Source organism: Streptomyces sp. NBC_01707 (assembly GCF_041438805.1).
In the GTDB taxonomy this organism is placed as follows: domain Bacteria; phylum Actinomycetota; class Actinomycetes; order Streptomycetales; family Streptomycetaceae; genus Streptomyces.
Genome location: NZ_CP109190.1, coordinates 4,457,363 through 4,475,766, shown reverse-complemented (window position 1 = coordinate 4,475,766; position 18,404 = coordinate 4,457,363). Strand labels below are relative to the sequence as shown.

General features: G+C 67.0%; 27 protein-coding genes. 25 read left to right on the top strand and 2 right to left on the bottom strand.

The window, feature by feature from the left end; all coding sequences use genetic code 11:
- The first annotated feature begins 5 nt into the window (after positions 1-5).
- The 24 genes from rplP to truA all read left to right on the top strand — a co-directional run bounded on the left by rplP (position 6) and on the right by truA (position 13,727).
- Complete coding sequence (gene rplP, locus OG963_RS20065; protein WP_014047785.1) at positions 6-425, top strand: 50S ribosomal protein L16; 420 nt, start codon at positions 6-8, stop codon at positions 423-425.
- Positions 425-649, top strand: coding sequence for a 50S ribosomal protein L29 (gene rpmC, locus OG963_RS20060; RefSeq protein WP_015035581.1), 225 nt, complete (start codon positions 425-427; stop codon positions 647-649). The genes rplP and rpmC overlap by 1 nt, the downstream gene beginning before the upstream one ends.
- On the top strand, positions 649-933 hold the full coding sequence (gene rpsQ / locus OG963_RS20055; protein ID WP_030914142.1) for a 30S ribosomal protein S17: 285 nt from the start codon (positions 649-651) through the stop codon (positions 931-933). The genes rpmC and rpsQ overlap by 1 nt, the downstream gene beginning before the upstream one ends.
- 106 nt (positions 934-1,039) lie before the next feature.
- A complete protein-coding gene (gene rplN, locus OG963_RS20050; RefSeq protein ID WP_003966950.1) occupies positions 1,040-1,408 on the top strand; it encodes a 50S ribosomal protein L14 in 369 nt (122 codons plus the stop codon).
- Positions 1,409-1,410: 2 nt separating this feature from the next.
- Entirely contained in the window at positions 1,411-1,734 is a 324-nt protein-coding gene (rplX, locus tag OG963_RS20045) for a 50S ribosomal protein L24 (RefSeq protein ID WP_003966949.1), read from the top strand.
- Entirely contained in the window at positions 1,734-2,291 is a 558-nt protein-coding gene (gene rplE / locus OG963_RS20040) for a 50S ribosomal protein L5 (protein WP_006126888.1), read from the top strand. Before rplX ends, rplE begins: the two co-directional genes overlap by 1 nt.
- Positions 2,292-2,293: 2 nt before the next feature.
- Positions 2,294-2,479: a type Z 30S ribosomal protein S14 gene (locus OG963_RS20035; RefSeq protein WP_003948630.1), complete on the top strand. Its 186-nt coding sequence runs from the start codon at positions 2,294-2,296 to the stop codon at positions 2,477-2,479.
- 224 nt (positions 2,480-2,703) lie between these two features.
- Positions 2,704-3,102, top strand: a complete 399-nt coding sequence (gene rpsH / locus OG963_RS20030; RefSeq protein ID WP_005313538.1) for a 30S ribosomal protein S8 — start codon at positions 2,704-2,706, stop codon at positions 3,100-3,102.
- Positions 3,103-3,123: 21 nt separating this feature from the next.
- Entirely contained in the window at positions 3,124-3,663 is a 540-nt protein-coding gene (gene rplF / locus OG963_RS20025; protein WP_030914145.1) for a 50S ribosomal protein L6, read from the top strand.
- Positions 3,664-3,665: 2 nt separating this feature from the next.
- On the top strand, positions 3,666-4,049 hold the full coding sequence (gene rplR, locus OG963_RS20020; protein WP_030914149.1) for a 50S ribosomal protein L18: 384 nt from the start codon (positions 3,666-3,668) through the stop codon (positions 4,047-4,049).
- A 47-nt stretch (positions 4,050-4,096) separates the two neighbouring features.
- The gene (rpsE, locus tag OG963_RS20015) at positions 4,097-4,702 is read left to right on the top strand and encodes a 30S ribosomal protein S5 (protein WP_030914151.1); all 606 of its coding nucleotides are present in this window, start codon (positions 4,097-4,099) and stop codon (positions 4,700-4,702) included.
- Positions 4,702-4,884 (top strand): 50S ribosomal protein L30, encoded by a 183-nt coding sequence (gene rpmD / locus OG963_RS20010; protein ID WP_030914154.1) that lies wholly within the window; start codon positions 4,702-4,704, stop codon positions 4,882-4,884. The genes rpsE and rpmD overlap by 1 nt, the downstream gene beginning before the upstream one ends.
- Before the next feature lies 1 nt (position 4,885).
- On the top strand, positions 4,886-5,341 hold the full coding sequence (gene rplO / locus OG963_RS20005; RefSeq protein WP_018550610.1) for a 50S ribosomal protein L15: 456 nt from the start codon (positions 4,886-4,888) through the stop codon (positions 5,339-5,341).
- Between the two features lie 223 nt (positions 5,342-5,564).
- Positions 5,565-6,884, top strand: a complete 1,320-nt coding sequence (gene secY, locus OG963_RS20000; RefSeq protein ID WP_030914158.1) for a preprotein translocase subunit SecY — start codon at positions 5,565-5,567, stop codon at positions 6,882-6,884.
- On the top strand, positions 6,884-7,543 hold the full coding sequence (locus OG963_RS19995; RefSeq protein WP_030914161.1) for an adenylate kinase: 660 nt from the start codon (positions 6,884-6,886) through the stop codon (positions 7,541-7,543). The genes secY and OG963_RS19995 overlap by 1 nt, the downstream gene beginning before the upstream one ends.
- 138 nt (positions 7,544-7,681) lie before the next feature.
- Positions 7,682-8,518: a type I methionyl aminopeptidase gene (gene map, locus OG963_RS19990; protein WP_093773280.1), complete on the top strand. Its 837-nt coding sequence runs from the start codon at positions 7,682-7,684 to the stop codon at positions 8,516-8,518.
- 321 nt (positions 8,519-8,839) lie between these two features.
- Positions 8,840-9,061, top strand: a complete 222-nt coding sequence (infA, locus tag OG963_RS19985; RefSeq protein WP_003956442.1) for a translation initiation factor IF-1 — start codon at positions 8,840-8,842, stop codon at positions 9,059-9,061.
- Between the two features lie 60 nt (positions 9,062-9,121).
- Positions 9,122-9,235 carry a 50S ribosomal protein L36 gene (gene rpmJ, locus OG963_RS19980; RefSeq protein ID WP_003956441.1) on the top strand — a complete coding sequence of 38 codons (114 nt, stop codon included), beginning with the start codon at positions 9,122-9,124 and terminating at the stop codon, positions 9,233-9,235.
- 197 nt (positions 9,236-9,432) lie between these two features.
- Positions 9,433-9,813: a 30S ribosomal protein S13 gene (rpsM, locus tag OG963_RS19975; protein ID WP_014047799.1), complete on the top strand. Its 381-nt coding sequence runs from the start codon at positions 9,433-9,435 to the stop codon at positions 9,811-9,813.
- A 105-nt stretch (positions 9,814-9,918) separates the two neighbouring features.
- Positions 9,919-10,323: a 30S ribosomal protein S11 gene (gene rpsK / locus OG963_RS19970; RefSeq protein ID WP_006376016.1), complete on the top strand. Its 405-nt coding sequence runs from the start codon at positions 9,919-9,921 to the stop codon at positions 10,321-10,323.
- Positions 10,324-10,352: 29 nt separating this feature from the next.
- Complete coding sequence (gene rpsD, locus OG963_RS19965) at positions 10,353-10,979, top strand: 30S ribosomal protein S4 (RefSeq protein ID WP_030914174.1); 627 nt, start codon at positions 10,353-10,355, stop codon at positions 10,977-10,979.
- A gap of 109 nt (positions 10,980-11,088) precedes the next feature.
- A complete protein-coding gene (locus OG963_RS19960; protein ID WP_030914177.1) occupies positions 11,089-12,111 on the top strand; it encodes a DNA-directed RNA polymerase subunit alpha in 1,023 nt (340 codons plus the stop codon).
- Between the two features lie 179 nt (positions 12,112-12,290).
- Positions 12,291-12,785 (top strand): 50S ribosomal protein L17, encoded by a 495-nt coding sequence (rplQ, locus tag OG963_RS19955; protein ID WP_030914180.1) that lies wholly within the window; start codon positions 12,291-12,293, stop codon positions 12,783-12,785.
- A gap of 87 nt (positions 12,786-12,872) precedes the next feature.
- Positions 12,873-13,727 carry a tRNA pseudouridine(38-40) synthase TruA gene (gene truA, locus OG963_RS19950; RefSeq protein WP_093773278.1) on the top strand — a complete coding sequence of 285 codons (855 nt, stop codon included), beginning with the start codon at positions 12,873-12,875 and terminating at the stop codon, positions 13,725-13,727.
- A 12-nt stretch (positions 13,728-13,739) separates the two neighbouring features.
- Here truA and OG963_RS19945 read toward each other — a convergent pair whose 3' ends face one another.
- Complete coding sequence (locus OG963_RS19945; RefSeq protein WP_093930855.1) at positions 13,740-15,635, bottom strand: hypothetical protein; 1,896 nt, start codon at positions 15,633-15,635, stop codon at positions 13,740-13,742.
- A gap of 18 nt (positions 15,636-15,653) precedes the next feature.
- On the bottom strand, positions 15,654-16,508 hold the full coding sequence (locus OG963_RS19940) for a hypothetical protein (protein WP_093773274.1): 855 nt from the start codon (positions 16,506-16,508) through the stop codon (positions 15,654-15,656).
- A 58-nt stretch (positions 16,509-16,566) separates the two neighbouring features.
- Between OG963_RS19940 and OG963_RS19935 the strand changes: the two genes are divergently transcribed.
- A complete protein-coding gene (locus OG963_RS19935) occupies positions 16,567-18,195 on the top strand; it encodes an ABC-F family ATP-binding cassette domain-containing protein (protein ID WP_093773272.1) in 1,629 nt (542 codons plus the stop codon).
- Positions 18,196-18,404: the final 209 nt, after the last annotated feature.

Below are 18,404 nucleotides of genomic sequence, written 5' to 3'. Positions count from 1 at the left end.
CCGAAATGCTGATCCCCCGTAGGGTCAAGCACCGCAAGCAGCACCACCCGAAGCGCAGCGGTATGTCCAAGGGTGGCACGCAGGTTGCGTTCGGCGAGTACGGCATCCAGGCGCTGACCCCGGCGTATGTGACGAACCGCCAGATCGAGGCAGCTCGTATCGCGATGACCCGCCACATCAAGCGTGGCGGCAAGGTCTGGATCAACATCTACCCGGACCGCCCCCTGACGAAGAAGCCTGCCGAGACCCGCATGGGTTCCGGTAAGGGTTCTCCCGAGTGGTGGATCGCGAACGTCAAGCCCGGTCGGGTGATGTTCGAGCTGTCCTACCCGAACGAGAAGATTGCTCGTGAGGCGCTTACCCGCGCTGCTCACAAGCTTCCGATGAAGTGCCGGATCGTTCGGCGCGAGGCAGGTGAGTCGTGATGTCGGCCGGTACCAAGGCGTCCGAGCTGCGCGAGCTGGGCAACGAGGAGCTCCTCAACAAGCTCCGCGAGGCCAAGGAAGAGCTGTTCAATCTCCGCTTTCAGGCGGCGACCGGTCAGCTCGAGAACCACGGCCGGCTCAAGTCCGTCCGTAAGGACATCGCCCGGATCTACACCCTGATGCGCGAGCGCGAGCTGGGCATCGAGACGGTGGAGAGCGCCTGATGAGCGAGAAGACTGTGACTGAGACGAACACCGACCGCGGTTTCCGCAAGACCCGTGAGGGTCTGGTCGTCAGCGACAAGATGGACAAGACCGTCGTCGTCGCTGTCGAGGACCGTGTCAAGCACGCGCTGTACGGCAAGGTCATCCGCCGTACGAACAAGCTCAAGGCGCACGACGAGCAGAACGCCGCCGGCGTCGGCGACCGTGTCCTCCTCATGGAGACCCGGCCGCTGTCCGCCTCGAAGCGTTGGCGCGTCGTCGAGATCCTCGAGAAGGCCAAGTAATTCCTGAGGGGCACTCCCCTCAGGCAAGTTCCGCCAGGCTCGGTGGGGTTCGCACCCAACAAGGTCCGAACCCCGCCGGGAACCGGCAGACGATCAGGAGATAGACGTGATCCAGCAGGAGTCGCGACTTCGCGTCGCCGACAACACGGGTGCGAAGGAAATCCTCACCATCCGTGTTCTCGGTGGTTCGGGTCGCCGCTACGCGGGCATCGGTGACGTCATCGTCGCCACCGTCAAGGACGCGATCCCCGGTGGCAACGTGAAGAAGGGTGACGTCGTCAAGGCCGTCATCGTTCGCACCGTCAAGGAGCGTCGTCGTCAGGATGGCTCGTACATCCGCTTCGACGAGAACGCCGCCGTCATTCTGAAGAACGACGGCGACCCCCGCGGCACCCGTATCTTCGGCCCGGTGGGCCGTGAGCTGCGCGAGAAGAAGTTCATGAAGATCATCTCGCTCGCGCCGGAGGTGCTGTAAGCATGAAGATCAAGAAGGGCGACCTGGTTCAGGTCATCACCGGTAAGGACAAGGGCAAGCAGGGCAAGGTCATCGTGGCCTACCCCGCTCAGGACCGCGTCCTCGTCGAGGGTGTCAACCGGGTCAAGAAGCACACCAAGGCCGGTCAGACGGCTCGCGGTTCGCAGACCGGCGGCATCGTGACCACCGAGGCCCCGATTCACGTCAGCAACGTGCAGCTGGTCGTGGAGAAGGACGGCAACAAGGTCGTCACCCGCGTCGGCTACCGCTTTGACGACGAGGGCAACAAGATCCGCGTTGCCAAGCGGACCGGTGAGGACATCTGATGACTGCCACCACTGCGCCGCGTCTGAAGACGCGCTACCGCGAGGAAATCGCCGGCAAGCTGCGTGAGGAGTTCTCGTACGAGAACGTCATGCAGGTTCCCGGTCTGGTCAAGATCGTGGTCAACATGGGTGTGGGCGACGCCGCCCGCGACTCCAAGCTGATCGATGGCGCCGTGCGCGACCTCACCACGATCACCGGCCAGAAGCCGGCCGTCACCAAGGCCCGCAAGTCCATCGCGCAGTTCAAGCTGCGTGAGGGTCAGCCGATCGGCTGCCACGTCACCCTCCGTGGTGACCGGATGTGGGAGTTCCTGGACCGTACGCTGTCGCTCGCGCTGCCGCGTATCCGTGACTTCCGTGGCCTGTCGCCGAAGCAGTTCGACGGCCGTGGCAACTACACCTTCGGTCTCACGGAGCAGGTCATGTTCCACGAGATCGACCAGGACAAGATCGACCGGGTCCGGGGCATGGACATCACCGTGGTCACCACGGCGACCAATGACGACGAGGGTCGTGCCCTCCTTCGTCACCTCGGCTTCCCGTTCAAGGAGAACTGACCGTGGCGAAGAAGGCTCTGATCGCTAAGGCCGCCCGTAAGCCGAAGTTCGGCGTTCGCGGGTACACCCGCTGCCAGCGCTGCGGCCGGCCCCACTCCGTCTACCGCAAGTTCGGCCTGTGCCGCGTGTGCCTTCGTGAGATGGCTCACCGTGGCGAGCTGCCGGGCGTGACCAAGAGTTCCTGGTAATTCTCCTTCGCCCTCCGGGCGTTGGGAATTGACGGAAGCTCTCGGTAAGCATCTGGTCGGCAGGAGCCCGGCCTCACATGCCGTAGGCTTGTGGGGTTGGGCGCCTGCCGCCCAAGACCGACTTACTACGCCGTAGGTCCCCGCACCGCACCCGTCCCGCCACTGAGTGGGGAGAGGGATGGCGCATACAGGAAACCCCGGCGAGAGAGGCCGAAGGCCAATTCATGACCATGACTGATCCCATCGCAGACATGCTCACGCGTCTGCGTAACGCGAACTCGGCGTACCACGACTCCGTCGTGATGCCGCACAGCAAGATCAAGTCGCACATCGCGGAGATCCTCCAGCAGGAGGGCTTCATCACCGGCTGGAAGGTCGAGGACGCCGAGGTCGGCAAGAACCTCGTCCTCGAGCTGAAGTTCGGCCCGAACCGCGAGCGCTCGATCGCCGGCATCAAGCGAATCTCGAAGCCGGGTCTGCGTGTATACGCAAAGTCCACCAACCTGCCGAAGGTCCTCGGCGGCCTGGGCGTGGCGATCATCTCCACGTCCCACGGTCTCCTGACCGGCCAGCAGGCTCAGAAGAAGGGCGTAGGTGGGGAAGTCCTCGCCTACGTCTGGTAGTCGGGAACGGAGGAATAGCTCATGTCGCGAATCGGCAAGCTCCCCATCCAGGTTCCCGCCGGTGTGGACGTCACCATCGATGGCCGTACGGTCGCGGTGAAGGGCCCCAAGGGCACCCTCTCGCACACCGTTGCGTCGCCGATCGAGGTCACCAAGGGTGAGGACGGCGTTCTGAACGTCGTCCGCCCGAACGACGAGCGTCAGAACAAGGCCCTTCACGGCCTGTCCCGCACGCTGGTGGCGAACATGATCACCGGTGTGACCCAGGGATACACCAAGGCGCTCGAGATCAGTGGTGTCGGTTACCGAGTCCAGGCGAAGGGCTCCAACCTGGAGTTCGCCCTGGGCTACAGCCACCCGATCCTGATCGAGGCCCCGGAGGGCATCACCTTCAAGGTGGAGTCCCCCACGAAGTTCTCCGTCGAGGGCATCGACAAGCAGAAGGTCGGCGAGACCGCGGCCAAGATCCGCAAGCTGCGGAAGCCTGACCCGTACAAGGCCAAGGGCGTCAAGTACGCCGGCGAGGTCATCCGCCGCAAGGTCGGAAAGGCTGGTAAGTAGCCATGGCATACGGCGTAAAGATCGCCAAGGGCGACGCGTACAAGCGCGCTGCCCTCAAGCGTCGCCACATTCGCGTCCGCAAGCACATCTCCGGTTCGCCGGAGCGTCCCCGCTTGGTCGTGACGCGTTCCAACCGCCACATGGTCGCTCAGGTGATCGACGACATCGCGGGCCACACGCTCGCGTCGGCGTCGACCCTGGACGTGTCCATCCGTGGTGGCGAGGGTGACAAGAGCGCCCAGGCCAAGCAGGTCGGCGCCCTGGTCGCCGAGCGTGCCAAGGCTGCAGGCGTCGAGGCCGTCGTGTTTGACCGCGGTGGCAACCAGTACGCCGGGCGGATTGCCGCTCTGGCTGACGCCGCCCGTGAAGCCGGGCTGAAGTTCTAAGCCCCGGTTCCTACGCACAGCGGACGTAACAGAGAGAGGTAAATCCAATGGCTGGACCCCAGCGCCGCGGAAGCGGTGCCGGTGGCGGCGAGCGGCGGGACCGGAAGGGCCGTGACGGCGGCGCAGCTGCCGCCGAGAAGACCGCGTACGTTGAGCGCGTTGTCGCGATCAACCGCGTCGCCAAGGTTGTGAAGGGTGGTCGTCGCTTCAGCTTCACCGCGCTGGTCGTGGTGGGCGATGGTGACGGCACCGTCGGTGTCGGTTACGGCAAGGCCAAGGAAGTTCCCGCGGCCATTGCCAAGGGCGTGGAAGAAGCCAAGAAGAACTTCTTCAAGGTTCCGCGTATCCAGGGCACCATTCCTCACCCGATCCAGGGCGAGAAGGCTGCGGGCGTCGTCCTGCTGAAGCCTGCTTCCCCCGGTACCGGTGTTATCGCCGGTGGCCCGGTGCGCGCCGTTCTGGAGTGCGCCGGCGTTCACGACATCCTGTCGAAGTCGCTCGGCTCCGACAACGCGATCAACATCGTGCACGCGACCGTGGCGGCCCTCAAGGGCCTGCAGCGTCCCGAGGAGATCGCGGCTCGCCGTGGTCTGCCCCTCGAGGACGTCGCCCCCGCGGCTCTGCTTCGTGCACGTGCGGGAGCGGGTGCGTAATGGCTCGCCTCAAGATCACGCAGACGAAGTCGTACATCGGCAGCAAGCAGAACCACCGCGACACCCTTCGTTCGCTCGGGCTCAAGCGCCTGAACGACGTGGTTGTCAAGGAGGACCGTCCCGAGTTCCGCGGCATGGCTCACACCGTCCGCCACCTCGTGACGGTTGAGGAGGTCGACTGACATGGCGGAGAACAAGCCGCTGAAGGCTCACGACCTCCGGCCTGCCCCGGGCGCCAAGACCGCCAAGACCCGTGTGGGTCGTGGTGAGGCGTCCAAGGGTAAGACCGCTGGTCGTGGTACCAAGGGCACGAAGGCCCGCTACCAGGTTCCGGAGCGCTTCGAGGGTGGCCAGATGCCCCTCCACATGCGTCTCCCGAAGCTCAAGGGCTTCAAGAACCCGTTCCGCACCGAGTACCAGGTCGTGAACCTGGACAAGCTCGCGACGCTCTACCCCGAGGGTGGAGAGGTCACCGTGGCCGACCTGGTCGCCAAGGGTGCGGTGCGCAACAACCACCTCGTCAAGGTCCTCGGACAGGGCGAGATCTCCGTGGCGCTGCAGGTTTCGGTTGACGCCGTCTCCGGCTCCGCCAAGGAGAAGATTGCCGCCGCCGGCGGCACCGTCACTGAGCTCGTCTGAGACAACTCGGACAACTCGATGGCCTGAACATCCGACCGGGGATGCCTCTTATTTGGGGCATCCCCGGTTGGTCGTTCCTAGGTGGGCATGGTCGCCGGTAAGGTGGCCAGCACTGTTGCTGTGGTAACCCCTGGGCAGACGCCCGGGAATCTTTGACTGTTTCGTATTCGTCGATCCTCAAGACCGTCACCTCTCGCTCTGCGCGGGGGTCGCAGGAGGCACCGTGCTCACCGCGTTCGCCCGGGCGTTCAAGACGCCCGACCTGCGCAAGAAGCTGCTCTTCACGCTCGGCATCATCGTGCTCTACCGGCTCGGGGCACACATCCCGGTACCGGGAGTGAGCTACGAGAACGTCCAGACCTGTGTTGACCAGGCAAGTAAGGGCAACAACAGCCTCTTCGGCCTGGTGAACATGTTCAGCGGTGGTGCACTGCTGCAGATCACGATCTTCGCGCTCGGCATCATGCCGTACATCACGGCCAGCATCATTCTTCAGCTGCTGACCGTGGTCATTCCCCGACTCGAGGCGCTCAAGAAGGAGGGGCAGTCCGGCCAGGCCAAGATCACGCAGTACACGCGTTATCTGACCGTCGCGCTCGCCATCCTCCAGGGCACCGGCCTGGTGGCCACCGCCACCAGCGGCGCGCTGTTCAGCGGCTGCCCGGTCGCCGACCAGATCGTCCCGAACCACTCGATCTTCACGACCATCGTCATGGTGGTCACGATGACCGCGGGCACCGCCGCCGTCATGTGGCTCGGTGAGCTCATCACCGACCGCGGCATCGGCAACGGCATGTCGATCCTGATGTTCATCTCGATCGCCGCCAGCTTCCCCGGCGCCCTGTGGGCCATCAAGCAGAGCGGCAAGCTGGCCGACGGCTGGATCGAGTTCGGCACCGTCATCCTGGTCGGCTTCGTGATGGTGGCCCTCGTGGTCTTCGTCGAGCAGGCCCAGCGCCGGATTCCGGTCCAGTACGCGAAGCGCATGATCGGCCGCAGGTCCTACGGGGGTACGTCCACGTACATCCCGCTGAAGGTGAATCAGGCGGGTGTGATTCCCGTCATCTTCGCTTCTTCGCTGCTCTACATCCCGGCCCTGATCGTCCAGTTCTCCAACTCCACGGCGGGCTGGGCCACATGGATCAAGGACCACTTCGTCAAGGGCGACCACCCGTACTACATCACGGCGTACTTCCTGTTGATCGTCTTCTTCGCCTTCTTCTATGTGGCGATTTCGTTCAACCCCGAGGAAGTCGCCGACAACATGAAGAAGTATGGTGGCTTCATCCCGGGTATCCGGGCTGGTCGACCTACTGCCGAGTACCTGAGCTACGTGCTCAACAGGATCACTTGGCCGGGCTCGCTGTACCTGGGTCTGATCGCTCTGGTGCCGACGATGGCGTTGGCAGGCTTCGGTGGCGCTAACCAGAACTTCCCGTTCGGCGGGACGAGCATCCTCATCATCGTGGGTGTGGGTCTGGAGACCGTGAAGCAGATTGAGAGTCAGCTCCAGCAGCGCAATTACGAAGGGTTCCTCCGCTGATGCGAATCGTCCTCGTCGGGCCGCCCGGTGCCGGCAAGGGAACGCAGGCTGCGTACCTTGCCAAGAACCTGTCGATTCCGCAGATCTCCACGGGCGACCTCTTCCGCGCCAACATCAGCCAGGGCACTGACCTTGGCAAGCAGGCCCGCGCCTACATGGACGCAGGCCAACTGGTGCCGGACGAGGTCACCATCGGGATGGCCAAGGACCGCATGGCCCAGCCGGACGCCGCGAACGGTTTCCTGCTCGACGGCTTCCCCCGCAACGTGGGACAGGCCGAAGCCCTTGACGCGATGCTCAAGGACGAGGGCGCCAAGCTGGACGCGGTCCTGGACCTGGAGGTCCCCGAGGACGAGGTGGTCAAGCGTATTGCCGGCCGCCGCATCTGCCGGAACGACGGCTCGCACGTCTTCCACGTCACGTACAACCAGCCGAAGACCGAGGGCGTCTGCGACGTCTGCGGCGGCGAGCTGTACCAGCGTGACGACGACACCGAGGACACGGTCCGTACCCGGCTCGAGGTCTACCACACGCAGACCGAGCCGATCATCGACTACTACCGGTCCCAGGGCCTGGTGGTCACGATCTCCGCGCTCGGCAAGGTCACGGACGTGACCGAGCGGGCGATGGAAGCCCTCAAGAAGTCCGGCGAGGACTGAGCAAACACCCGTAGTAGCTGTACGGCCGGCCGCGGCGTCCTTGGGCGCCGCGGCCGGCTCTGTTTGCGCCGTATCGTGGAGTACGCCGCAGCACCCGTCACCCTTCGATACCCGTCCGATGCAGAGAGGCGCCGCGCAATGGTGCAGATCAAGACCCCCGAGCAGATCGCGAAGATGCGTGAGGCGGGGCTGGTGGTCGCTGCCATTCACGCGGCCACGCGGGAAGCGGCGGTGCCCGGCGCCACGACCCAGGACCTGGACCAGGTCGCGCGCAAGGTGATCGCCGACCACGGTGCGAAGTCGAACTTCCTCGGGTACGGCGGGTTCCCCGCGACCATCTGCACCTCGGTCAACGAGGTCGTCGTCCACGGCATCCCGGACGACAAGACCGTCCTCAAGGACGGCGACATCATCTCCATCGACGCCGGCGCCATCGTCGACGGCTGGCACGGCGACGCCGCGTACACCGCGTTCGTCGGTACCGGTCACGCTCCGGAGCTCATCGAGCTGTCCCGGGTGACCGAGGAGTCCATGTGGGCCGGGATCGCCGCGATGAAGGTGAACAACCGCCTCGTCGACATCTCGAAGGCGATCGAGTCCTACATCCGCCGCCAGCCCCGCCCGGCCACCGGCAAGTACGGGATCATCGAGGACTACGGCGGCCACGGCATCGGCACCGAGATGCACATGGACCCGCACCTGCTGAACTATGTCGCGCGCAAGCGCGGCAAGGGCATCAAGCTCGTGCCCGGAGTCTGCCTGGCGATCGAGCCGATGGTCTCGCTCGGTACGGCGCAGACCGAGGTGCTGCAGGACGACTGGACGGTCATCACGACGGACGGCACCTGGTCCTCCCACTGGGAGCACTCGATCGCCCTCACTGAGCAGGGTCCCCTGGTCCTGACTGCCCCCGACTGCGGCCGCGCGAAGCTTGCGCAGTACGGCATCGAGGCGGCACCGGACCCGCTGGGCTGATCGCCGATCCGGCGGACGGATTCCGGGGCAGTGGGCCGAAGCCCGTGAGGCGCCCGGCCCCGAACCCGTGAGGTCCGCGTGGGGGAGGGGCAGGCATCGCGACTGCACCGGACCCGCCGGGCTGATCGCGCGAGGCGGCCCCGGACCGCTGGGCTGAGAACGCCTGCCCGGGCAGGTCTAAGGATCTACTCCGGTGGGCAAACTTGACGGATTCGTCTTTTGGGGTCCGCTGACGTAGACTGACTCGTCGGCTCTCGTGCATCCGTGTGTCCACATACGGGGCAGAGGGTCGATCAAGGTAGCCGATTCGAAAGGCGAAGCGTGGCCAAGAAGCAAGGTGCCATCGAAATTGAGGGCACCGTGATCGAGTCCCTCCCGAACGCCATGTTCAAGGTGGAACTCCAGAACGGTCACAAGGTCCTCGCGCACATCTCCGGCAAGATGCGGATGCACTACATCCGTATCCTCCCGGACGACCGGGTCGTGGTGGAGCTCTCTCCGTACGACCTGACGCGTGGCCGGATCGTCTACCGATACAAGTAGATCTTGCCCACGCCCTGCTTCGGCAGGGTGGTGGCACTGACCCGGAGAACCTGACATCCCATGAAGGTCAAGCCGAGCGTCAAGAAGATCTGCGACAAGTGCAAGGTGATCCGCCGTCACGGTCGGGTCATGGTCATCTGCGACAACCTGCGCCACAAGCAGCGCCAGGGCTGACGCACGACCCCCTGCATCTCGCAGCACTTCGCGCGACGCACGTAATACGTACATACGCAGAGCCCGTCCAAGCCACGGCTGACGACACCTCCGGCGGGGGCCGGGGACCCGGACGTACCACCTCTCCTTCCACGGAGCGGTCGGCGGTCGGGAGTGGAACTGCGGAAGACCCCCGAAATAACAACTGGAGCCATTGAATGGCACGCGTTTCAGGTGTTGACATCCCGCGCGAAAAGCGCGTGGAGGTCGCCCTCACCTACGTCTTCGGTATCGGGCGCACCCGGTCCAAGGAGATCCTTGCCACCACGGGTGTGAACCCGAACACCCGCGTTCGTGACCTGGCCGAAGAGGACCTGGTCAAGATCCGCGAGTACGTGGACGCCAACCTCCGCACCGAGGGTGACCTTCGCCGCGAGATCCAGGGCGACATCCGCCGCAAGATCGAGATCGGCTGCTACCAGGGCATCCGCCACCGTCGTGGTCTGCCGGTCCACGGCCAGCGCACCAGCACGAACGCTCGTACCCGCAAGGGCCCGCGTCGCGCGATCGCCGGTAAGAAGAAGCCGGGCAAGAAGTAGTCCTCAGCGGACGCACTGCGGCAGTCCGGATCCCCGGGCCGTTGCAGCATCCAGCGGTCTTCGCTGTAGGACCGATCACCTCCCCTCTCCATCTGGAGTCAAGACATGCCCCCCAAGGGTCGTCAGGGCGCAGCCAAGAAGGTGCGTCGCAAGGAAAAGAAGAACGTCGCTCACGGCCACGCGCACATCAAGAGCACGTTCAACAACACGATCGTCTCGATCACGGACCCCGCGGGCAACGTGATCTCCTGGGCCTCCGCCGGTCACGTCGGCTTCAAGGGCTCGCGCAAGTCCACCCCCTTCGCCGCGCAGATGGCCGCCGAGTCGGCCGCCCGTCGCGCGCAGGAGCACGGCATGCGCAAGGTGGACGTCTTCGTGAAGGGTCCGGGCTCCGGCCGCGAGACCGCGATCCGCTCCCTCCAGGCCACGGGCCTCGAGGTCGGTTCGATCCAGGACGTCACCCCCACTCCGCACAACGGATGCCGGCCGCCCAAGCGCCGTCGCGTCTGACGCACTGAAGCAACGGAGACAACTGGAAAATGGCGCGATACACCGGGGCCGACTGCAAGCGTTGCCGTCGGGAGAAGCAGAAGCTGTTCCTTAAGGGCAGCAAGTGCGAGAGCGCGAAGTGCCCGATCGAGATCCGTCCTTACCCCCCGGGTGAGCACGGACGCGGGCGCACCAAGGACAGCGAGTACCTTCTTCAGCTTCGTGAGAAGCAGAAGTGCTCGCGGATCTACGGTGTCCTTGAAAAGCAGTTCGTGAACTACTACAAGGAAGCGAACCAGAAGTCCGGCAAGACCGGTGAGAACCTTCTGCGCATCCTTGAGACCCGCCTCGACAACGTGGTCTACCGGGCCGGCTTCGCCAAGTCCCGCGACCACGCCCGTCAGCTGGTGCGTCACGGACACATCGCCGTGAACGGCACGAAGACCGACATTCCGTCGGCCCGCGTCGCCGCGAACGACGTCATCGAGGTCCGCCAGAAGTCCAAGGCCCTGACCCCCTTCCAGGTGGCCCAGGCCGAGGCCGGCGAGCGCACCGTTCCGGCATGGCTCGAAGCCGTGCCGTCGACGATGCGGATCCTCGTGCACTCCCTGCCCGAGCGCCAGGTGATCGACACCCAGGTGCAGGAGCAGCTGATCGTCGAGCTCTACTCCAAGTAGAAGAGCTCGTGGGTCCGGGCGGTACGGCTCTTTCGGGTCGTGCCGCCCGTACCCTTGTCAGTATCTGGGGGCGTCAAATAGTGGGCGCCCACGACTGAAGGATCCAAGCATGCTTATCGCTCAGCGTCCCTCGCTGACCGAAGAGGTCGTTGACGAGTTCCGCTCCCGGTTCGTGATCGAGCCGCTGGAGCCGGGCTTCGGCTACACCCTCGGTAACTCTCTCCGCCGTACGCTCCTCTCCTCGATCCCCGGCGCCGCTGTCACCAGCATCCGGATCGACGGTGTCCTGCACGAGTTCACCACCGTGCCGGGCGTCAAGGAGGACGTCACCGACCTCATCCTCAACATCAAGCAGCTGGTCGTCTCCTCGGAGCACGACGAGCCGGTCGTGATGTACCTGCGCAAGCAGGGTCCCGGCCTGGTCACGGCTGCTGACATCGCCCCGCCGGCCGGTGTCGAGGTCCACAACCCGGACCTGGTCCTGGCCACGCTGAACAGCAAGGGCAAGCTGGAGATGGAGCTGACCGTCGAGCGCGGTCGCGGCTATGTCTCCGCCGTCCAGAACAAGCAGGCGGGCCAGGAGATCGGCCGTATCCCGGTCGACTCCATCTACTCGCCGGTGCTCAAGGTCACGTACAAGGTCGAGGCGACCCGTGTCGAGCAGCGCACCGACTTCGACAAGCTGATCGTCGACGTCGAGACCAAGCAGGCCATGCGTCCCCGTGACGCCATGGCGTCGGCCGGTAAGACCCTGGTCGAGCTGTTCGGTCTGGCGCGCGAGCTCAACATCGATGCCGAGGGCATCGACATGGGCCCGTCCCCGACGGACGCTGCACTCGCCGCCGATCTGGCGCTGCCGATCGAGGAGCTCGAGCTCACGGTCCGTTCGTACAACTGCCTCAAGCGTGAGGGCATCCACTCCGTGGGTGAGCTCGTCGCTCGTTCCGAGGCCGACCTGCTCGACATCCGCAACTTCGGTGCGAAGTCGATCGACGAGGTCAAGGCGAAGCTGGCCGGCATGGGCCTGGCGCTCAAGGACAGCCCGCCCGGATTCGACCCGACCGCCGCTGCCGACGCCTTCGGCGCCGACGACGACGCGGACGCGGGCTTCGTCGAGACCGAGCAGTACTAGTACGCCTCCGGTCGGGGCGTCCGGATATCCGGGCGCCCGGACCGGGGTGAGGCTCCGGCCTCGATCGCCGGACGGGCTCGATGAGCCCCGACGGCCCATGATCTTCCGTGAGGCGGCCGCTTCACGGGAACTGACACCGGTACCTGATACGGCCGGTGCAGCACACAAGGAGAAACACCATGCCGCGTCCCGCAAAGGGTGCCCGTCTGGGCGGCAGCGCCGCGCACGAGAAGCTTCTTCTCAACAACCTCGCGAAGTCGCTGTTCGAGCACGGCCGCATCACGACGACCGAGGCCAAGGCCCGCCGCCTGCGTCCGGTCGCCGAGCGTTTCATCACCAAGGCGAAGAAGGGCGACATCCACAACCGTCGCCTCGTTCTGCAGTCGATCACGGACAAGGGCATCGTGCACACGCTCTTCACCGAGATCGCCCCGCGCTACGAGAACCGCCCCGGTGGTTACACGCGTATCACCAAGATCGGCAACCGTCGTGGCGACAACGCCCCGATGGCCGTCATCGAGCTGGTCGAGGCGCTGACCGTGGCGCAGCAGGCCACCGGTGAGGCCGAGGCCGCGACGAAGCGTGCGGTCAAGGAAGACTCCCTCAAGAAGGACGCGGCCCCGGCCGAGTCCACCGAGGACGCCGCTCCGGCGGAGGAGTCCAAGGACGCCTGAGCGTTCTGAGACCACTGGACGGGCCCGCACCACCCTTCGGGGCGGTACGGGCCCGTTCCGTATGTTCAGGCTTGAGAGGATCGTTGGGTGAGTGACGAAGTAGAGCCCGGGTTCGTGCGGGTACGGCTGGACCTGGCGTACGACGGCAAGGATTTCTCCGGCTGGGCGAAGCAGACCGCCCGGCGCACGGTGCAGGGGGAGATCGAGGACGCACTGCGGACCGTGACGAGGTCGTCGCGGACGTACGACCTGACGGTCGCCGGGCGCACCGACGCCGGGGTGCACGCCCGTGGCCAGGTCGCGCACGTCGACCTGCCGGCCGAGGTGTGGGCCGAGCACGGCTCGCTGCTGCTGCGGCGGATGGCCGGGCGGATGGCACCCGACGTACGCATCTGGCGGGTGGCGGAGGCCCCGGTGGGGTTCAACGCGCGCTTCTCCGCGTTGTGGCGGCGCTACGCGTACCGGATCTCCGACCGGCCCGGTGGGGCCGACCCGTTGACGCGTGGTCATGTGCTCTGGCACGACCGGCCGTTGGATGTGGACGCGATGAATGCGGCGTCGGCCCGGATGCTCGGGGAGCACGACTTCGCCGCGTACTGCAAGAAGCGCGAGGGCGCGACGACCATCCGTACGCTGCAGAAGCTGAGTTGGGTACGGGACGCGGAGTCGGGAGTCGTCACGGGGACCGTGCAGGCCGATGCCTTCTGCCACAACATGGTGCGTGCACTGGTAGGGGCGATGCTGTTCGTGGGCGACGGCCGCCGCCCCGACCCGTGGCCCGCCCAGGTGCTGGCTGCCGGGGTGCGGGATCCAGGGGTGCATGTGGTGCGGCCGCACGGCCTGACGCTCGAGGAAGTCGCCTACCCGGCCGATGAGTTGCTCGCCGCGCGCAACAAGGAGGCGCGCAATGTGCGGTCGCTGCCGGGGCGCGGATGCTGCTGAGGCGGACCGGGCTCAGCGGGGCGTCTTCCCCGCGTGTGCCCGCCGTCGGCGCCATGCTGCTGTCAGCTGTCCTGCCAGGAACAGCGCGGTGAGCGTCGACAGCGTCGACCGCACCGGGCCGATGTCCGGGTTCCACCAGGCGTAGGCCGCGGCCGCTGTGAACAGCGGCAGGCCCACGGCGCGCAGCAGCCACCAGCGGGCCGTGCGGGGTTCGTAGGCGCCGGGGGCCGGTGGGTGGCTGCCGTCCTGCGTCGTCATCGTGTCGCGCATCCCGGCGAGCAGTCCGCGGCGGGTGAGGACCCGGTTGCCGGGGAGGGTGTCCAGGACCTCCGGGCGGGTGCCGAAGTCCGCGGGGAGCGCCGGGAGGGCGAGGGCGGCCAGCAGGTCCGACTGGTGCCGGGGCGGATTGCCGGTGGAGCGGAGGATGTGGCTCAGGGGGCGCGGGTCCGCGACCGCGAAGAGCCGGGACAAGGTGGCGGCCGTGGCGGCGACCGTGGTGTGGTCCGGTGCCGGGGACGTGGTGTTCCACTCGTGCGCCGCCAGTGGTCTGCCCTTGTGGAACACGGTGAAGCCGCAGCGTTCGGGGGTGCGGCGCAGGACCAGCGTCGGCCACTTCTCGCCCGTGGTGAAGTTGTCGGCCGCCGTGGTCAGCCGGTCCTCCGTGGACAGGACCGAGCGTTTGGCCGGCTTGAGGTCGGGGACGGCCTCGATGTACGTGTGCGTCGCCGATGCCGGGGCCGTACGCAGGGAGATGCCGCACATCAGCGCGGCCTGCGCCACGTCCTCCGGGCGGGCGGCCGCTATCGCGAGCGCGCAGGGGGCGTCCGCCGTCCAGCCGGTGGCCGGTACGGCGTGCGGGTGCGGGGGACGGGCGAAGAACGGGGTTCTGGTCGCGACATGGATACGGACACCCGAGCGGGTCTCGAGGAACTCCTGACGCGGGTCGTCGCCGAAGTACGCCCAGGGGTACTTGGTGGCGGCGGTGCCGATGGCGCGGAACGTGTCGAGGGCGTCGTGCCAGCGGTCCTGGCGCAGCAGCATCAGGGCCAGCTGGTTGCGGAAGCCGGCGGCCTCGCGGCTGCCCGGGGCGTATTCGGCGGAGAGGGCCAGGGCGCGGGTGACGGCGGCCGCCACACGGGGCGCGAACGGGTCGGGGCCCGCGGAGGCGGTCGTCGGGCCGGCGGTGAGGACCTCGTACTCCAGCGCCGCCGACAGCGGCAGCGCGTGCAGCTTCGAGCCGGGCGGGGCCGTGTCCGCCGCGCTCTCGGCGAAGGCGAACATCTCCTCGTGCGAGCCGTGCCACTTCGCGCACAGGTACTGCAGGGCCGCGGTGTGGCAGCCGTAGTGGTGCGGATCGCGGGCGACGGCCTCGGCCCAGTAGTCGTCGAAGACGGCACGTGGGGCCTGGCTGCCGAGGGCGTGGGTGAGGGCGATGCGCCAGGGGACCGGGTCGGCCGGATTGAGTTCGGCCGCCGTGCCGATCACCGGGGCCGCGTCCTCCAGGAGCGCGAAGAAGGCCTGGAACTGGTCGCGCGAGACCTGCCGGGCGCGGGCCGCGGTACGTATCTCCCAGGCCTGGTCGACACAGAGCTCGGCCTTGACCAGGGCCGCGTCCGGATCCTCGGGCGCCCTGTCCAGCCACGCGTCCAGCCAGCCGGGGTTGTGCAGAGCGGCCTCGGCGAGACGTGTGACGTACCCGTCCCTCAGCTCCCACTGGGCGTGCGCGCGGGTCGCGGCGAGGAGGTCACGGGCGGGGCCGTGGTCGCCCGCGGTGGCCGCCGCCAGTGCCGCCCGCAGCGGCGCGTCCGGCGGGTCGACGACCACGGCCTCGTCCGGCGGCAGGTCCGCCCCGATCGTGGCGCTGTGGCGCAGGACCCGGGGCAGTGTGAGCAGGAAGGGAAGGCGCACGACGTCTTCGGGACCGGATCAGCCGGTCGACGCGGTTGCCGCGGCGGAGGCCTGGACCTCGCCGCGGTGGCGTATCTGACGGAACGTGAAGTTCCGTAGGTCGTCGCCGACGGTGAAGACGTTCTTGTCGGCCTTGGAGACGTTCTTGCCGTTCGTGAAACCGCCGATGGTGAAGTAGGCGTAGCGGCCGTACCAGTTGGTGGTACGACGGCAGATCGAACCACCGCGGCAGAACGTCGGCACGCCCGCGCCGCTCAGCGACGCCAGGCCGCCGGACGCCTGCTGCGCCGACTTCTTCGCCTGCGCCTCCGTCTCGAAGACCGCGACACCGACGGTCACGGCGACCCCTGCCCTGCTGTACGTGGCACGGATGACCTGGTCGCAACCGTTGTTCATGAGGATCGAGCCGAGTGCGCCCTGCGTGGTCGCCGCGCAGTTCGTGGTGCGGTGCGTGGCGCCCTTGGCGTACACGCGGTCGCCCATCGTCAGCTTCTTGCCCGGGTAGAAGGAGTCGATGGTGAGCGGCGCCTTGTCCTTCTTCACGTCGGAGACGTAGTCCTTCGGGTCCGGCGGGGGCGGCGGCGCCACCGTGGAGAAGGAAGGCTCGGGCGCGGCCGAGTCGGACGGCAGATCGGCGGGTCCCGGCAGTTGGCTCGCGTTCGTGTCCGAGCCGGTGGAGCCGCCGTTGTCGTTGGTCGAGATGACGGCTGTGGCGACGATCGCCGCGACCGCGGCGGTGGCGAGCGCGCCGCCGCCGATCAGCAGCCATTTCTTGCGACGGCTCCGCGCGGCGGATGCCTCGGCCAGCGCTGCCCAGTCCGGAGTCTGATTGCCCCCGGGCCCCCAGGAGGGCCCCCCTTGCCCAAAGCTCATGCGGCGAATCCTAGACGGAAGGTAAACCGGTTGGGCCAGGGCTTCGCGTGCCGTGACAATGCTGTGCATGGGACATCTTGAAGCGGGCCATCTGGAGTACTACCTACCGGACGGGCGGGTGCTGCTCGGCGATGCTTCGTTCCGGGTCGCGGACGGGGCCGTCGTCGCCCTCGTCGGCGCGAACGGCGCCGGGAAGACGACGCTGCTGCGACTCCTGTCCGGGGAGCTCCAGCCGCACGGCGGCACTGTGTCGGTGAGCGGCGGACTCGGGGTGATGCCGCAGTTCGTGGGCTCGGTCCGGGACGACCGTACGGTCAGGGATCTGCTCGTCTCCGTCGCCCAGCCCCGCATCCGTGAGGCCGCGCGGGCCGTCGACAGGGCCGAGGAGCTGATCCTCACCGTCGACGACGAGGCCGCGCAGATGAAGTACGCGCAGGCCCTCAGCGACTGGGCGGAGGCCCGCGGATACGAGGCCGAGACCGTCTGGGACATGTGCACCATGGCCGCGCTCGGTGTTCCGTACGAGAAGGCGCAGTGGCGTGAGGTGCGGACACTCAGCGGAGGTGAGCAGAAGCGGCTCGTGCTGGAGGCGCTGCTGCGCGGTCCGGACGAGGTGCTGCTGCTCGACGAGCCGGACAACTACCTCGACGTCCCCGGCAAGCGGTGGCTGGAGTCGAAGCTCAAGGAGACGCGGAAGACGGTGCTCTTCGTCTCCCACGACCGGGAGCTCCTCTCCCGGGCCGCGGAGAAGATCGTCAGCGTGGAGCCCAGCCCGGCGGGCAGCGATGTGTGGGTGCACGGCGCCGGCTTCGATACGTACCACCAGGCCCGCAAGGACCGGTTCGCGCGGTTCGAGGAGCTGCTGCGGCGCTGGGAGGAGGAGCACGCCCGGCTGAAGGCGCTGGTCCACCGGCTGCGGCAGCAGGCGGCGATCAGCCCCGACATGGCGTCGCGCTACCGGGCCATGCAGACCCGCTTCAAGAAGTTCGAGGACGCGGGGCCGCCGCCGGAGCCGCCGCGCGAGCAGGACATCAAGATGCGGCTGCGCGGTGGCCGGACCGGTGTGCGGGCCGTGACCTGCAAGGGGCTCGAACTGACCGGGCTGATGAAACCGTTCGACCTGGAGATCTTCTACGGGGAACGGGTCGCCGTCCTCGGCTCGAACGGGTCGGGCAAGTCTCACTTCCTGCGGCTGCTGGCCGGGGAGCCGGTGGCGCACACGGGCGAGTGGAAGCTGGGCGCGCGGGTCGTGCCCGGGCACTTCGCGCAGACGCACGCCCATCCGGAGCTGATGGGGCACACACTCGTCGAGATCCTGTGGACCGAGCACGCGAAGGACCGGGGCGGGGCCATGTCCGTACTGCGCCGGTACGAGCTGGAGCGGCAGGGGGACCAGCCCTTCGAGAAGCTGTCCGGCGGGCAGCAGGCGCGGTTCCAGATCCTGCTGCTGGAGCTGGCGGGGACCACTGCGCTGCTGCTGGACGAGCCGACGGACAACCTGGACCTGGAGTCGGCGGAGGCGCTGCAGGACGGTCTCGAGGCGTACGACGGGACCGTGATGGCCGTCACGCACGACCGGTGGTTCGCGAAGTCGTTCGACCGCTATCTGGTGTTCGGGTCGGACGGGGTCGTGCGCGAGACCACGGAGCCGGTGTGGGACGAGCGCAGGGTCGTGCGGGAACGGTAGAGGCGGCGCGTTTTGACCCGTCCCGGGCGGTGCGGGTACTGTCGGGGGTTGTTATACGTATGGGCTTCGTCGTTCTCACGCGAAGAGCCCTTACGTAGGTTCTCTGGAGCAGTTACCAGTGGCTCGCATACGGGCAGCGTTCCCGGCATTGTGGGCCCCAGCTGCATGATCGCTTCAGGGGTGCCATGTGTCTGGACCTCATCCACTGA